General features: G+C 58.9%; 12 protein-coding genes and 4 pseudogenes. 6 read left to right on the forward strand and 10 right to left on the reverse strand.

Going from position 1 to position 15034, the window contains the following annotated elements; genetic code table 11:
- Nucleotides 1-1533: 1533 nt before the first annotated feature.
- Nucleotides 1534-1941, reverse strand: coding sequence for a lysozyme inhibitor LprI family protein (locus IPI80_RS13265; protein ID WP_413860838.1), 408 nt, complete (start codon nt 1939-1941; stop codon nt 1534-1536).
- A gap of 428 nt (nt 1942-2369) precedes the next feature.
- Here IPI80_RS13265 and IPI80_RS13270 point away from each other — a divergent pair.
- Nucleotides 2370-2606, forward strand: a pseudogene (locus tag IPI80_RS13270) (IS91 family transposase); the annotation flags it as partial.
- Nucleotides 2607-2764: 158 nt separating this feature from the next.
- Here the strand turns inward: IPI80_RS13270 and IPI80_RS13275 are convergent.
- Together IPI80_RS13275 and IPI80_RS13280 are read right to left on the reverse strand one after the other, a co-directional pair.
- On the reverse strand, nt 2765-3394 hold the full coding sequence (locus IPI80_RS13275; protein WP_413860840.1) for a TMEM175 family protein: 630 nt from the start codon (nt 3392-3394) through the stop codon (nt 2765-2767).
- A gap of 55 nt (nt 3395-3449) precedes the next feature.
- On the reverse strand, nt 3450-3587 hold the full coding sequence (locus IPI80_RS13280; RefSeq protein ID WP_413858976.1) for a hypothetical protein: 138 nt from the start codon (nt 3585-3587) through the stop codon (nt 3450-3452).
- Between the two features lie 134 nt (nt 3588-3721).
- Between IPI80_RS13280 and IPI80_RS13285 the strand changes: the two genes are divergently transcribed.
- Entirely contained in the window at nt 3722-4024 is a 303-nt protein-coding gene (locus IPI80_RS13285; RefSeq protein WP_413860842.1) for a hypothetical protein, read from the forward strand.
- On the opposite strand, the pseudogene IPI80_RS13290 reads toward IPI80_RS13285, so the two are convergent.
- A pseudogene (locus tag IPI80_RS13290) lies at nt 4014-4582 on the reverse strand (redoxin domain-containing protein). The gene IPI80_RS13285 and the pseudogene IPI80_RS13290 overlap by 11 nt on opposite strands.
- A 160-nt stretch (nt 4583-4742) precedes the next feature.
- On the opposite strand from IPI80_RS13290, the pseudogene IPI80_RS13295 reads away from it, so the two are divergent.
- Nucleotides 4743-4967 (forward strand): annotated as a pseudogene (locus IPI80_RS13295) (hypothetical protein); the annotation flags it as partial.
- A gap of 263 nt (nt 4968-5230) precedes the next feature.
- Here the strand turns inward: IPI80_RS13295 and IPI80_RS13300 are convergent.
- Nucleotides 5231-5638, reverse strand: a complete 408-nt coding sequence (locus IPI80_RS13300) for a lysozyme inhibitor LprI family protein (protein WP_413860844.1) — start codon at nt 5636-5638, stop codon at nt 5231-5233.
- Between the two features lie 231 nt (nt 5639-5869).
- Here IPI80_RS13300 and IPI80_RS13305 point away from each other — a divergent pair.
- Nucleotides 5870-6149, forward strand: a pseudogene (locus IPI80_RS13305) (pyruvate dehydrogenase (acetyl-transferring), homodimeric type); the annotation flags it as partial.
- A 135-nt stretch (nt 6150-6284) separates the two neighbouring features.
- Here the strand turns inward: IPI80_RS13305 and IPI80_RS13310 are convergent.
- Nucleotides 6285-6833 carry a DUF1003 domain-containing protein gene (locus tag IPI80_RS13310; RefSeq protein WP_413860846.1) on the reverse strand — a complete coding sequence of 183 codons (549 nt, stop codon included), beginning with the start codon at nt 6831-6833 and terminating at the stop codon, nt 6285-6287.
- A 64-nt stretch (nt 6834-6897) separates the two neighbouring features.
- On the opposite strand from IPI80_RS13310, the gene IPI80_RS13315 reads away from it, so the two are divergent.
- Together IPI80_RS13315 and IPI80_RS13320 are read left to right on the forward strand one after the other, a co-directional pair.
- The gene (locus tag IPI80_RS13315; protein WP_413860848.1) at nt 6898-8328 is read left to right on the forward strand and encodes a phospholipase D-like domain-containing protein; all 1431 of its coding nucleotides are present in this window, start codon (nt 6898-6900) and stop codon (nt 8326-8328) included.
- 159 nt (nt 8329-8487) lie between these two features.
- The gene (locus tag IPI80_RS13320; RefSeq protein ID WP_413860850.1) at nt 8488-8661 is read left to right on the forward strand and encodes a hypothetical protein; all 174 of its coding nucleotides are present in this window, start codon (nt 8488-8490) and stop codon (nt 8659-8661) included.
- Between the two features lie 192 nt (nt 8662-8853).
- Here the strand turns inward: IPI80_RS13320 and kdpE are convergent, their stop codons facing one another.
- The 4 genes from kdpE to kdpB are packed head-to-tail and all read right to left on the reverse strand — an operon-like array spanning nt 8854 to nt 15013.
- Complete coding sequence (gene kdpE, locus IPI80_RS13325) at nt 8854-9558, reverse strand: two-component system response regulator KdpE (protein WP_413860852.1); 705 nt, start codon at nt 9556-9558, stop codon at nt 8854-8856.
- A 5-nt stretch (nt 9559-9563) separates the two neighbouring features.
- The gene (locus IPI80_RS13330; RefSeq protein WP_413860854.1) at nt 9564-12338 is read right to left on the reverse strand and encodes a DUF4118 domain-containing protein; all 2775 of its coding nucleotides are present in this window, start codon (nt 12336-12338) and stop codon (nt 9564-9566) included.
- Between the two features lie 9 nt (nt 12339-12347).
- A complete protein-coding gene (gene kdpC / locus IPI80_RS13335; RefSeq protein ID WP_413860856.1) occupies nt 12348-12920 on the reverse strand; it encodes a potassium-transporting ATPase subunit KdpC in 573 nt (190 codons plus the stop codon).
- Between the two features lie 20 nt (nt 12921-12940).
- Nucleotides 12941-15013 carry a potassium-transporting ATPase subunit KdpB gene (gene kdpB, locus IPI80_RS13340; protein WP_413860858.1) on the reverse strand — a complete coding sequence of 691 codons (2073 nt, stop codon included), beginning with the start codon at nt 15011-15013 and terminating at the stop codon, nt 12941-12943.
- Nucleotides 15014-15034: the final 21 nt, after the last annotated feature.

The following is a 15034-nucleotide window of genomic DNA, read 5'->3' on the forward strand; positions in this document are numbered from 1 at the left end:
CGACCCGGCTTTTGCGGGGAGAGATGGCGGTCATCATCGACCACGGCATGCGCGAGATGTTGGTAGGGCAAAAGACGTTTTCTACTACGTCACAATGATGAACGAGAACTACGCCGCAGCCGGATTTGCCAGCCGGCGTAGAGGCTGATGTGGTGAAGGGGTTGCTATAAGTTTGCTAGCTATATATGTATATCCGACGGGGCTACAACCTGAATTCTCTTAAGGAAATCACGCTGATGAATACCCGTGCCATTTGACTGAGGTGTGGTCAAGGCTGCCGCAGTTGCTGGTGGCGCAAGGCGTCAACGTGACCGGTGTACAGCGTCACCGGATTGGAGTGAACTGGCCCGCGATAGCCGTGCCTGCCAGCATCGCCAAATGGCCCGGTGACGCATCTCTGCGCCCATGCCGTTCATCGCCGCAGCAATTGCAAGCCAGCAGGCAGCCCCATCATTGCCGCCACCGACTAGATAACCGTGCCGAGAGCGTGCGCGCGTTCCTGCCCACTTGACCGTAGCTACCAGCCCCTGGGTACCGACGGCTTTGGCTGCAGCGATACGCAACTGCGCTGCGCGGGTACTTTAGAGATTGGATGCGGCCAGCATTGTGCGTGCGCGAAGCCTTGGAGCAGCTGGCCTGAGCGACTGGTTGGCGCGCCACGCCAATCGCCCGCATCTACCAGGGTGTTCCCGGTCAGTGCCCGGTTTTGCGGGCCAGATGCGCATCATCGCGTTCATCACATTCAGTGCTGACATCCACAGATGCTGGATCATCGGAGTCGGAACCGGAAGCTCGCGCATTCCTGCAAAGTCGGCCATCGTTGTGGGATGACTTCTCTCTGCGCAGGAGTTGGAGAAGCCTGTGTCCATCGGCAGCCCAGAGCCTGGTTTGCGATGACAGGGCGCAAATTCTGGCGGATTCAAATTGTCATACTAGGGAAAACCCGCATTTTTCTAATGGTTTGGGTTGTGATACTTGGCTTCATGAGGTTGAAACGCATATCCGTGTCTAAAGTGAAAGCCAGTTTATAGATCTAATAGTTGAAATGGAAGATCTAGCTTATGAAATCCTTTTCTAATTACTCCATGGTCTGCGCAATCGCTTTGATGTTTACAAGTGTCGGATACGCACAATCAGTAATGAAACGGAGTGGGGTTTCGGCGGATGTGGGAACTTCAAAAATTGGTGGAGCAATGACCACATTAGCCCCAAATGTTACGAATGCTCAGTCAGTCATTTTATACATGTCCAAACTCGGTTTCTCTTACAGCAGATCAAGAGGTTGTAAACGGTTTAAGGCTCCAGACGGTGGAAAGTTCACCATTAATTTCGCAACAGCCCAAGTGAATGTCAATGGATCAACTACCGAACTGATGTGTGGCTATCTTCTCAATAATGGGTATCTACCATGGAAAGCATATCCACCAAAAGAACGTTCAAACTGCACTGTAAGTGGCAAGGTTTTTACCTGTAGATCGTCAAACGGATAGTGGAGATGTGGGTGGGGAACAGTCGTAGTTGCCGGGGCTCGCGTTAGAGGCCTTGCAGATCACGATAGGCCTGTAATTGCAAGGCGCGCGTCTTGATAATTTCAAGACGATCCGCTGCGCGCATCGGGATATACATCGTGCCGTCCTTGGTTTTGTACATCTCATCGATTAGCTTGAACTCGGCGTCTCGATACAAAATCCATTGCCGCTGCGCTTCACGAAGGGCCTGTTGCTCGCTCGGTGCAAGCGACGAAATCAAATTGGCGTAGACGCTGTTTAGCTCCTTATCCCATCGAGAGATCGCGCCATTGGTGCAGTTCGTCATTCCAGAGGTGGTCGAGTCTTTGGCTATGCATTTGCTTTGATACTGGTCGATGGGATGATCAGCCGCATGGCATGCTTGTATGGCCATGAAAAACAGTGCTGCGACGAGGAGAGCTTTCGATTTCATGACTTGGCTCCAAAATTGTGACGGCTAAGGTTTGAACTGCCAGGTTAAGTCTAGTCGGGATGCGTTCTCGGCACAGATGAACCGTCAGGCCAGCGCGCAGGGCGAAACTACTAGCGATCTATAGCCAGCACGAGCATCCCGAAAAGGCAGATGCCTCCCCACGCCAGCCGCCTAATGTACGACGGCGCACGCGCTTGCACGCACACGGAGGCCTGAGCTACCGCGAAGCCTTGGGCATCCTCCGACCAACGGTTGTGCGGCTTCCTGCTGAGCGCCACATCTGGGCGCACCACGCTGGGCAGTGAAGGACGCTTTCTACTACGTCACGTTTATGAAAGAGAACTACGCCCAGCCGGATTTGCCAGTTGACCGTAGCTATCTGACCCTGGGTGCCGATAGCTGTGGCTGCAGCGATATGCAGGCGGCGTTGCGGAGGGCAGATGCGCATCATCGCGTTCATCACCTTCAGTGCCGACATCCAAAGATACTGGATCACATCGGAGTCGAGACGCAAGCTCCCCCGCATCGCCCCGGCACGCGGGCCACCGCTGTGGGACGACTGTGGTGTGCAGGAGGTGGGTGAGGGTGTGGAGGCTGAGCCAGACTGTGATCTGGCAAACCAATCACCGCCCGATTACCCCGACGATCAGCGCACGACTTGGTGAATTTGCAGCAATGGGCAATGGGCCGCAACGCCCGCGCCTGCGCCGAGGTAGGGTTGTGTTCTTCGGCAGCCCGGCGCGTGGTTTGCGACGACGGGGCGCTGATTCTTGGGGATTCAGACCATCGCCTGGCCGAGCAAAGACGCCCTGCGGACCTTGAGTCAGGCAGCCTTCTGGGTGTGTTTGACGCGCGCGCGTGCCAACCACAAAAAGAACACACCCAAAACGACACACACGCCAATCCATGCAACATGCACGCGCAAGGCGGTGGGAATGCTGGCAAAAAAGAAGATGGCGGAGCCGCGAAAGTTGCGCCTTTGCGTGGCCAGCACGTCGTCGGCCGAAACGCTGTCCACCAGGAGCTGTCTTCGCACGGCCAATGCGAACAACAAGGCCTGCAGAAGCACGATCATGCCCGTCAAGGGAACGTAGACCAACAGGGCGCCAAGGTTCAGTGGATAACGTCCGAGCAAGGCTGCGGCAAAAGGAAAGAAGCAGACCAGCGCCAAAAATACGAGCGTGCAGACCAGCAAGGGGAAGTCAAACTCGCGAATCTTTTCGACCAGGCGGTGGTGCCAGACCCAAAACAACGCCAGCATGGCAAAGCTGAAAAAATAGGCGCCAATGACGTAGCCGTGGTGTGCCAAGGCATGCAGCAAGGCGTCGGTCGATCGGCCATCCGCAATCTCGGGAACTTTGACTTCCAGGACCAAAATCGTCATGGCAATCGCAAAGACTCCATCGACCAGAGTCTCCAGGCGCGCCTTGTGCATGTGAAAGTGTGTGGACATGGGCGATAAGTGTACTCCAGCCCGCAAACCGTGCTTACATTTGCTTGAAAATCTACTAGAACAGAGGGGAGAACGGGCGGCTTACCGCCAGGTTTTCGGGGCAGCCCTTGATCTTCACACTGGCCTGGCCGCGCATGACTCGCGAGACGGTGGCGATCACCCGGGCGTTGACAATGGCGGACCGGTGGATCATCCTGACAAAACGGGCTTGCGCTGAGATAACAGTCTGATTCCGGACAAACCCCGACAGACAGGCGCTTATAGTGGAAAGCTGCATACAAACACAGCTATAGTGGCAGTGGCGGTCTCCACCGAACTGGCTGTCCCATGCAAGGTCCGCCCCATCCATCACAACAGCGTTTTCACCTGCACCCGTGTGGGCACCAGCATGCCTCGCCACCCCGAGCGCACCCTGCTGTACGGCATGATTCGTGCCGCACCGGTGACCAGATCAACCACGCTGGCGATCACTCCGACCACGCCCTCGTCTCTTGGGGCTCGCGCATCGCAACGCGTACCACACCATGGTGCGGCGTCTGTCCGGGCGACCTGGTGCGCGACGCACTTGGCGTTCTTCTGCAGGCGGTCAAGATCGAGGAGTCGCTGTTGCCTACCCGCACTACAACCTAGCGCCCCACCGGACATCCGTCGGTAAACACGGTTGGCCGGATTGCGGGTGCGTTTGGGCCGACATGGCTTGCACGCCCGCCACCGGCGCAGCGTCCTCAGCCAGTAATCTGCCCAGCAACGCACCGACCCCCAAATCCGAGGCGCGACCAAAGTGGTGCAACCGAATCACACCCTGTCGATCAACAACGATCAGGCTTGGTGTGCCTTTGAGGCCCAGCTGCGCATGGTGCTGGGTAGGGCGCTGCCCGGCACGGGCCGGTCTATGCCGATGGGAAACTGAAGGTGATACTCGTGCACAAATACCTTCAGGGCCTCAGGCCCCATGACTCCATGGTGTTCAAACACACTGTGCAAACCAACCACCACCAAGTCGTCGGATGCAAACGTGTTGTGTATCTCGGTCGCCTGCGGAATACCGTGAGTGACGCAACCGGGGCACAACATCTGAAAGGCATGAATGACTACCACCCGCCCACGCAAGCCCGAGAGTTGCAGGGGTTGGGCGGTGTTGAGCCACTCGGAGACGTCCCATTCAGGGGCTGCAAGTGCATGGGTCATGGTAATAGTCCTTGGTCAGCGTATGCTTAAAGAGTTGCCTTCAGGTAGAGGATAAGTTTGCCCCGACTACAAAAAGTGACTATAGCCCTCTGGAAATAAAAGTTTATTGCTATTTAATTGGTAGCAATATTATCGTGACGGAGCAGGCGGCGGTCATCGTGGACGCGCCTGCCATCAGCGCCAACTGGCCGGTGACACAACCGCGCCGATGCCATTTATCACGCAGCAATTGCAAGCCAGCAGCGGCCCCATCATCGCTGCCACCGACTATGTTTGCGCTGTGCCGGAAAGCGTGCGCGCCTTTTTTCCACAAGACCACAGCGACCTCACCCTGTGCACCGATGGCTTTGGCCGCAATGACACGCGGGCGGCTTTGCGCGGCTAATTTGGGGTGGATGCCAAAGCCATTGTTCAAGGCGCTGTGCAGGTGCTGGGGCATTGAGTGCTGGTTGACGTGACGCCAGTGAGAACGTGACACTATCAGTTCGATAGCTGGCCGCGCAATTTCCTAGTGTTCAACTTCCTTAGCCCCTGCAGTCCGGCAAGTATTCGGGTGAACTGGTGCTCACGCCGCTGGAACTGATTGTCCACATCGCCCAACTGGTGTCGTCAGAGGTGGGCAGCATTCGTAGCTGCCAGGGGCGCGCGTTAGAGGCCTTGCAGATCACGATAGGCCTGTAATCGCAAGGCGCGCGTCTTGATAATTTCAAGACGATCCGCTGCGCGCATCGGGATATACATCGTGCCATCCTTGGTTTTGTACATCTCATCGATTAGCTTGAACTCGGCGTCTCGATACAAAATCCATTGCCTCTGCGCTTCACGAAGGGCCTGTTGCTCGCTCGGTGCAAGCGATGAAATCAAATTGGCGTAGACGCTGTTTAGCTCCTTATCCCATCGAGAGATCGCGCCATTGGTGCAGTTCGTCATTCCAGAGGTGGTTGAGTCTTTGGCTATGCATTTGCTTTGATACTGGTCGATGGGATGATCAGCCGCATGGCATGCTTGTATGGCCATGAAAAACAGTGCGGCGACGAGGAGAGCTTTCGATTTCATGACTTGGCTCCAAAATTGTGACGGCTAAGAATTGAACTGCCAGGTTAAGTCTAGTCGGGATGCGTTCTCGGCACAGATGAACCGTCAGCCCAACGCGCAGGGCGAAACTACCCGCGATCTATAGCCAGCACGAGCAACCCGAAAAGGCAGATGCCTCCCCACGCCAGCCGCCTAATGTACGACGGCGCACGCGCTTGCACGCACACGGAGGTCTGTGCGACCGCGAAGCCATGGGCATCCTCCGGCCAACGGTTGTGCGGCTTCCTGCTAGGCGCCACATCTGGGCGCACCACGCTGGGCAGTGAAGGACGCTTTCTACTACGTCACGCTTATGAAAGAGAACTACGCCCAGCCGGATTTGCCTGAAGGTGTAGCGGTAGACGTAGTACGCAAATGCTATTGGTTTGGTAGCTATTTATGTAGTTCCGACGAGGGCTACAGCCTGAATTCTCTTAAGGAAGTTACGCTGTCAGGCTCCGTTGCCCACTTGACTGAGATCATCAAGTCCGCGCCTGCCGGCAGAGCCTGGCTACCTCACGCTGGGTACCGACGGCTTTTGCTACCGCGATATGCAGGCGGTGTTGCGGGGGCCAGATGGGCATCATCGTCTCAATCACATTCAGCGCCAACATCCAAAAGTCACGTGTTACTGGGTACCTTTCACGCTTGCCGTGAAGTGCGCATGCATCTCCACCGTCAATATCTCAATCCGCTCCGTCAACTGCTTGGTGAGCTCGGTCAGGCGGGTGTTTTGCTCCAATAGCAACATAACCTGCGCTGTATTGCGCGCTGCATCTTCCTGCCGTCTTTCGTTGGTAATGGCCAGTGCTTCGCGGTGCTGGGCATCGGCTTCGGTTTGGACCTTGTCGCGCGCTGCCTGTCGGGTCTGGGCCAATAAGATCAATGGGGCCGCATAAGCCGCCTGCAAGCTGAACGCTAGATTCAAGAGAATGAAAGGGTAGACGTCAAAGGTCGTTAGGCCGGCTACGTTGAGCCCAATCCATACCGCGACGATGAGTGTTTGTGCACCCAAGAATAGCGGTGTGCCGAAAAATCGGGCAAACGCCTCTGCACGCAGGGCGAATGCATCGTTGCCGAAGGTGGACGCCAAATGTGCATTGGGTCGATGAAATCGCAAGTGGTCCACGCCGGATTTGACCTTTTCGGTGGACGGACTCTGGGGTGGTGTTTGCATGGTGCGGCTTTCAATCTGAACCGGCTTAGACTAACCGAAGTGCGATACGCTGTGGCAGTTCAAAATGTTCGAACAACTTATTTCCCAACACTGGTTTTCGCTGCACAGCGTCTTGGTGACGGTGGGCTTGGTCATTTATGGCGTGACAACCCATGCCCGAAAGCAACGTCGCCACCCTGCGGCGGCCCTGACCTGGGTGGTCTCGCTTGCCATGCTGCCGTACTTGGCGCTGCCCTTGTATTTGCTTTTTGGCGGGCGCAAGTCCCTTGGTGCACCAGCGGCTGCTAAAAGGCCTGTGGCCCTCGGAATGGGAATGGCTTGCACGACGCTGGCAGAGAAGTTCCGGCAACTATCGGCCGCAATGGGGTTACCACCTGCGGCCACCTATGACGGACTCGATATTCACGAGGACGGACGCGAATCATTGGATGCACTGCGCAAACTGATGTACCAGGCATCGCATACGCTGGATGTCAGTACCTTTCTATTGGGTCGTGATGCGCTGGGGGCCGAGTTAAGCGCCATCCTCATGCAGCGTGCACAAGCGGGTGTGCAGGTGCGTTTGCTTATTGACGGGGTCGGTGTCTATTTTGGCGGCGTTGCAGCGCTGGGCCAATTGCGCCGTGCGGGCGTAGTGGTCGAGTTGTTTGTATCGCCTCTGCGCTCCGTACTGCCGGGGCGTACCAATTTACGCAACCACCGAAAAATGGCTATCGCCGACGGTCAGACCGTATGGATGGGTGGGCGTAATCTGGCAGCAGAGTACTTTGTGGGTGATCCCATTGCCCTTCCGCCCAAAACGGCGTGGGTTGATTTGACCTTTGTGTGTAGCGGCGCGCTTGCGGTCCAGATGCAATCACAATTTGACCAAGACTGGCAGTTCTCCAAGACTGGCCTGGTCACTGCTGCGTCCACGGCAAAGTCCACGCCCACACCACTTGCGGCCACGAGTGACGCGCGTGTTGTGGCCCAGTTTCTACCCAGCGGCCCCGACCAAGCCGATGACACACTTTACTCGCTGCTAATCTCCAGTTGCTTTGGCGCGCAGCGACGTATCACCATCGTGACGCCGTATTTTGTTCCAGACGCCACGCTGCTGATGGCGCTGACCCTGGCGGCGCGCCGTGGGGTGGCGGTGGATGTGGTGCTGCCTGCCCGCTCCAATCACCGGCTGGCAGACATCGCGCGTCACGCCTCACTGCGAGACATGGCAGCTGCTGGTGCAGATATTTGGCTCTGTACCGCTATGGTTCACGCCAAGGCGGTTTTGATTGACGAGGATTTGGCCTTGGTGGGCTCGGCCAATTTGGATGAACGTAGCCTGTTCCTGAATTACGAAATGATGGTGGCCTTTTTTGCCCCAGGCGATGTCAAAGACTTCTCACAATGGGTCGCGCGCCACCGTGCGGGTGCCAAGCGCTATGTTGCCCGCCAACCTGGCATAACCTATGCCTTCGCAGAGGGCATAGTGCGATGGCTGGCGTTTCAACTTTAAAAACCGCCTAGTGCACTAGAGCAATAAATTGGCTGAAACCTTGATGCCATTGATTAGCATGGACATATCTGACTTTTTTACTCCTTGACTGAAAAATAGAAAATTTGGCTCAGAACGTGACCGGCGCCACTCGGTGACGTGTCGCCTCAAGGGCCTGCGGTGTTCTCGTCTTGCCTGTCGTCCCGACGCTCACGGAATGAAGCTGGAGCGCGCCAGCAGACATCGACCATCGTCGGTGTCATATCAAGCGTGGGCTCGTCCAGCGCCGTGCGCGGCTACTTTGGGGTTGACGCGGCCAGCATTGCGCGTGCGGCATTGGGACAAATGGCCTGACCTGCTGGCCGAAACGCGCAGAATTTTCAAAGGCACCTGGCTTTTTGAAAACCGCCGTGTACCGCTTCTGGTGTGCTCACCCACATCAGCGGTTGGCGCATCCAGTTGTACCACTGGCCGAAGCGGCCGAAAAGGCTTGCAGATTGTCTTGGTATCGCCCGCAGCGATTCAGGCGACTGCAATAAGCGCAATTTAGAGCACAACCAGTCGATACCCAACAGCTGTTTCTGTCAATAAATGTTGCGGCTGGGCGGGATCCGATTCCAACTTTTGCCGTAAGTGACCCATGTAGATACGCAGATAGTGGCTTTGGTCCGCATGCGAAGGGCCCCACACCTCGCGCAGTAGCTGGCGGTGGGTCAGCACGCGGCCCACGTTGGCCACCAGCACCAGCAGCAGCCGGTATTCTGTGGGAGTCAGGTGTACCTCTACGCCAGCGCGGCGCACCAAGCGTGCTTTGCGGTCTATCACTACGTCGCCAAACGAGAACAGCGATTCGTCGGCCTTGCCATCGGCACTCGCGGTGCGCGGCCGACGCAGGTTGGCGCGTACGCGGGCCAGCAGCTCGCCCACGCCAAAGGGCTTGGTCAGATAGTCATCGGCACCGGCATCCAGCGCGGCGATCTTGTCCGCTTCATCACTGCGGGCTGACAGCACCACGATAGGCACGGCCGACCAGCCGCGCACATCGCGGATCACGTCCAGACCATCACCGTCGGGCAAGCCCAGGTCCAGCACCAACAGGTCAGGCTTGCGGGTGCCCGCTTCGGTCAGGCCGCGCTGTGCGGTGTCGGCCTCAAACACCTGCCAGCCTTCGGCCTCTAGCGCTGCACGCACAAAGCGGCGAATTTGGGGCTCGTCTTCAATCAGCACGGCAACGGGTGATGGGGTGGACATGGGGCTCAGGCTTGGTCAGTTTCTATGGGTTCGTCTGGGGCAAGGGGCGGTGCACGCCGTGGCAGCGTGATGGTGAATTCTGCACCACCGCCATCGGCGTTGTGGGCGCTGATACGGCCTTTGTGCGCGTCCACCACGGCCTTGCAAATGGCCAAGCCCAAACCCACGCCGCGGGTGGATGACTCATTCTTTCCACGGGTGAATTTTGCGAATAAATCAACCTCTTTGCCCGAACTGGCGCGTGGCAGGCCGGGGCCGTAGTCGCGCACGCGCAGCTCCAGCGCATCGGGCGTGGCCTGTGCCGTCAACTCGATGGCAGGCACATGCAGTGGCGTGCCCACGCCGTACTTGGCGGCGTTTTCCATCAGGTTGACCAACACACGCTCCATCAACGCGGCATCAAACTCCACCAGGGGAAGGTCGGCCGCAATGACGGTGTGCACCGACAGCGCCCCCAACGCGTGACGCGCGGCGCGAATGGCGCTGCCCACCACCTCCTCCACCGATTGCCATTCCAAGTGCAGCTCAACCTGGCCACTCTCCAGCCGTGCCATTTCCAGCAAGTTACCCACTAAGGTACTGAGCTCGCGGGCCTCGTGGCTGATGGCATTGGCTGAGGCGTGTTGGTCTGGGGTGAGCGGCACCGAGCTGGCCAGTGACTCGGCCTGCCCGATCAACGCCGTGAGCGGCGTGCGAACATCGTGCGACATGGCCGCCAGCAGTGTGTTGCGCAGGCGCTCGGATTCCATTTGCACCACAGCGCCCTGCGCCACCTCCACGTAGTGCACACGCTCCAGCGCAATGGCGATTTGCCGCGCCAAGGTGTCCAACTGCTGAACCTGTTCTGGAATCAACAACCAGCGTGGCTGAGCGGGCTTCAGCGCCAACACGCCACGCAAACGCATGGGCGCTTGCAGCGGCACGTAATGCCACGCGTTGGATGGCAGAGTCGAGGTGGCCATACCCGCGCGCTGGCCGTTGCGCAGCACCCAGTCTGCAACACTGCTGTCCAGGTCTGCCGGCAGATCGCTTGGCACAATGAGCCGGTCGTGGGTATCTGGCAGCAGTACCTTGGCCTGACCACCAAAGGTGCGCTGCACAGCGGCCTCGCCCATGGCAACGACTTGCTCCCACTGCAGCGCAGCCGACAACTCGCGCGAAAGCTCAAACAAGGCCTGCGCGCGCTGCTCGCGGCTGGCCGACACGTTGGCCGAAAACCGCAGATTGGCGGTGAGCTGACCAATCAACAAACCCACCACCAGCATGACCCCGAAAGTGACCAGGTATTGCACATCACTCACGGCCAGCGACATGCGCGGCTGCACAAAAAAGAAATCAAACGACGCGACCGCCAGCACCGCAGCCAAGCTGGCCGGGCCACGCCCCAGCTTGACGGCGACAAACACCACGCACAGCAAAAACAACATGACGATGTTGGCCAGATCAAACCGGGGAAGCATGGGTTGCGTCAATACCGTGGTCAGCAAACAGGCTGCGACTGCGCCGCCATAGCGAGCCCATTGCGACTCCCAGACAGACGTGACGGGGGCCTCTTCTGCCAAACGTCCCAAAGGTTGCGCCAGCTTGCGCACGCTCTCGGTAAAGCCCACCTCCACAACGTCCAGTGCGGGGGCGAGCGTGGCCAGTTGCCGTGTCAGCGTGGGAATCAACACGCGCCACAGGCCGCTCCAGGGGCGCGGTATTGGACGGCCCAGCACCAACGTGGCGCAGTTCAGCGTGCGGGCGTGCTGCAAGAGCGCTTGGGCAATGTTGTCGCCGGTCAGCACCGCCGTGCTGCCACCCAGTTCTTCGGCCAGCTTGAGCACGGCCAGCGTGCGGTCACGGTCCTTGGGGGACAGCCGCTGCAGCGCAGGGGTTTCGACATAGGCAGCGTGCCAACGCACATTGAGCTGCCCGGCCAGGCGCGCAGCGGTGCGCACCGCATGTTCAGCCCCGGCCTGTGGGCCCACGCACACCAGCAGCGCGCCCGACGTGTTCCACGCCGAATGGTCGGCACCATTGTGCTGGCGCGAGGTTTGCATCATGTGCTGGCGGTAGCTGCGCACATCGTCGCCCACGTGCTCCGCCGTGCGGCGCAAGGCGATCTCGCGCAGCGCAATCAGGTTGCCTTTGCGAAAGAAGTTTTGAGTGGCACGTTCGGCCTGTGCAGGGATGTAAACCTTGCCAGCCTTGAGGCGGGCCAGCAGCTCGTCGGCGGTTACATCCACCAACACAATCTCGTCTGCGTTGTCCAGCACGGTGTCGGGCACGGTCTCGTTAACGCGGACACCGGTAATGGCACCTACCGTGCCATTGAGGCTTTCCAAGTGTTGTACGTTCAGTGCAGTCCACACATCGATACCGGCATCAAGCAGCTCTTGCACGTCTTGCCAGCGCTTGGGGTGGCGCGAGCCGGGTGCGTTGCTGTGGGCCAGCTCGTCCACCAACAACACATCCGGTTTGGCAGCCAAGGCGGCATCAATATCCAGCTCTAGCAGCACCTGGCCACGGTACGCAATCTCTTGCAAGGGCAGCACCTGCAAGCCGGCTTGCAACTCCATCGTGTCTTTGCGGTCATGGGTTTCCACCACGCCCACCAGCACCCGCTGGCCAGCCCGTTGGGCGCGCTGCGCGGCAGCCAGCATGGCGTAGGTTTTGCCGACGCCGGCGTTGGCCCCAAAGTAGATACGCAGCTTGCCGCGTTCGCCAGCCTCTGCTTCTTCCTTCATGCGCGCCAGTAGCGCATCAGGGTCTTGCCGGGAGTCAGGGGTGCTTGCCATGCTGCATTGTTAACGCAAAGCAGCCAGCGCCAGGTTCAGTTGCAAAACATTGACCTGCGGTTCGCCCAAAATCCCCCACAGCGGTGCTTGTGTGTGCTGCCCGACCAAGGCCTGCACCTGGGCTGCTGGCAGCTTGCGGGCGCGGGCCACGCGGGCCACTTGGTAGTTGGCCGCAGCCGGGCTGATGTGCGGGTCTAATCCGCTAGACGACGCAGTCACCAAGTCTGTCGGCACCAGCGCGGTATTGCTGGGGTCGGCAGCGTGCAATGCAGCGATGCGGCCTTTGACAGCGTCGATCAGCGCAGGGTTCAGCGGGCCCTGGTTGGAGCCGCTAGAGGCTGCTGCGTTGTAGGGCATGGGCCCGGTGGCAGAGGGGCGGCCCCAGAAGTTCTCAGGGGCAGTAAAGTTTTGCCCGATCAGGGTGGAGCCTACCGGCTTGCCATCACGCAGTACCAAACTGCCATGCGCTTGCGCCGGAAAAATGGCCTGCGCGGCGCCTGTCACGGCCAGCGGGTAGACCAGACCGGTAACCACGGTGAGTGCACCAAAAATAGCCAGCAAAGGGCGAAGAAACGTTGTCATACCAATGTCCTTTTACAAATTCAGAAGGAGGTGGCTGAGAGCAGCATGTCGATGGCTTTGATGCCAATAAACGGCACGATCAGTCCGCCCAGGCCATAGATCGCCAAGTTGCGGCGCAGCAAGGCCGCAGCGCCCACAGGCCGGTATTTCACGCCTTTGAGGGCGAGGGGAATCAAGAACATGATGATCAGCGCGTTGAAGATCACCGCCGACAGGATGGCCGAGTTAGGGCTGCCCAAGCGCATTACATTCAGCACACCCAACTGCGGGTAGGTGCTCACAAAAATCGCCGGAATGATGGCGAAGTACTTGGCCACGTCATTGGCAATACTGAAGGTGGTGAGCGAGCCGCGCGTCATCAGCAGCGCCTTGCCGGTCTCCACAATCTCCAGCAGCTTGGTGGGGTTGGAATCCAGGTCCACCATGTTGCCGGCCTCTTTGGCCGCTTGGGTGCCGCTGTTCATAGCCACCGCCACGTCGGCTTGGGCCAGGGCGGGCGCGTCGTTGGTGCCGTCGCCGGTCATGGCCACCAGGCGGCCTTCGGCTTGGTACTGGCGGATGATCTTGAGCTTGTCTTCGGGCGTGGCTGCGGCCAAGAAATCATCTACGCCGGCCTCGGCCGCAATGGCGGCTGCGGTGAGCTTGTTGTCACCGGTGATCATCACCGTTTTGATACCCATGCGGCGCAGCTCGCCAAAGCGCTCCTTGATACCGGTCTTGACGATATCTTTGAGCTCCACCACGCCCAGCACCACGCTGCCGTCTGCCACGGCCAACGGCGTGCTGCCGCGGCGCGCGACGTCGTCAGCAGCCCGCAGCACTTCCGCAGGCATCTTGCTGCCCAAAGTTTCTACGTATTTGCGAATCGCGTCCACCGCGCCCTTGCGCAATGGGCGCGTGCTGCCATCGTCGTTTTGCACATCCATACCGCTCATGCGGGTCTGGGCGGTAAAAGCAACCTCAGTACTGTGGGCCAGACGTGGCTCGGTAACGCCTTGGCGCTGGGCCAGTGCCACGATGCTGCGGCCTTCGGGTGTTTCGTCGGCCATCGAGGCTTGCATGGCGGACTGGGCCAACTGAGTGGGTGACACGCCGGGTGCGGGAATAAAAACAGTGGCCTGGCGATTGCCGTGGGTGATGGTGCCGGTCTTGTCCAGCAGCAGCACATCCACATCGCCCGCCGCTTCTACCGCGCGGCCCGAGGTGGCAATCACATTGGCCTGCATCATGCGGCTCATACCGGCCACCCCCACGGCCGACAACAAGCCGCCAATGGTGGTGGGAATCAGGCAGACCAAAAGCGCAATCAACGCCGTCATGCCCACCACCGTGCCACTGCCGGCGGCCTGCACGCTGAAGATAGAGAACGGCAGCAGTGTGACGGTCACCACCAAGAACACGATGGTCAATGCCACCAGCAGAATCGTCAACGCTACTTCATTGGGGGTCTTCTGGCGCTTGGCGCCTTCCACCATGCCAATCATGCGGTCCAAAAATGACTCGCCGGGGTTCACGCTGATGCGCACCACCAACCAGTCCGACAGCACGCGGGTGCCGCCAGTGACCGAGCCAAAGTCACCACCCGACTCGCGCACCACGGGTGCCGATTCGCCGGTGATTGCGCTTTCGTCCACGGTGGCGACGCCTTGGATGACCTCACCATCGACAGGAATCATGTCACCGGCTTCCACCAGCACCACATCGCCTTTGCGCAGGTTTTCGGCCTGTTCAGGCAACCAAGTGGAACCATGCACCGGGTCTTTCAGTTTCTTGGCCCAGGTGCTTTTCTTCAAGCCTTTGAGCGAGTCCGCCTGCGCCTTGCTGCGTCCCTCCGCCAATGCTTCAGCAAAGTTGGCAAAGAGCACGGTGAACCATAGCCACAGTGAGATGCCCAGAATAAAAGCGGGGCGGTCAGGCCCGTCACCGCCCAGGGCCGCAAGGCCCAGCAGCGTGGTGACGATGCTGCCGATGTAGACCACAAACATCACCGGGTTGCGCCACTGCACAGCAGGGTTCAACTTGGTGAAGGCAGCCAGCACAGCGGGCTTTACCAACACGGGGTCCATCAGGTTCAATGAATTTTTGTTTGACATAAGTTACTCACTCAATAGGGG

The sequence above is a fragment of the Candidatus Aalborgicola defluviihabitans genome (genome assembly GCF_016705985.1).
Lineage (GTDB): Bacteria > Pseudomonadota > Gammaproteobacteria > Burkholderiales > Burkholderiaceae_C > Allorhodoferax > Allorhodoferax defluviihabitans.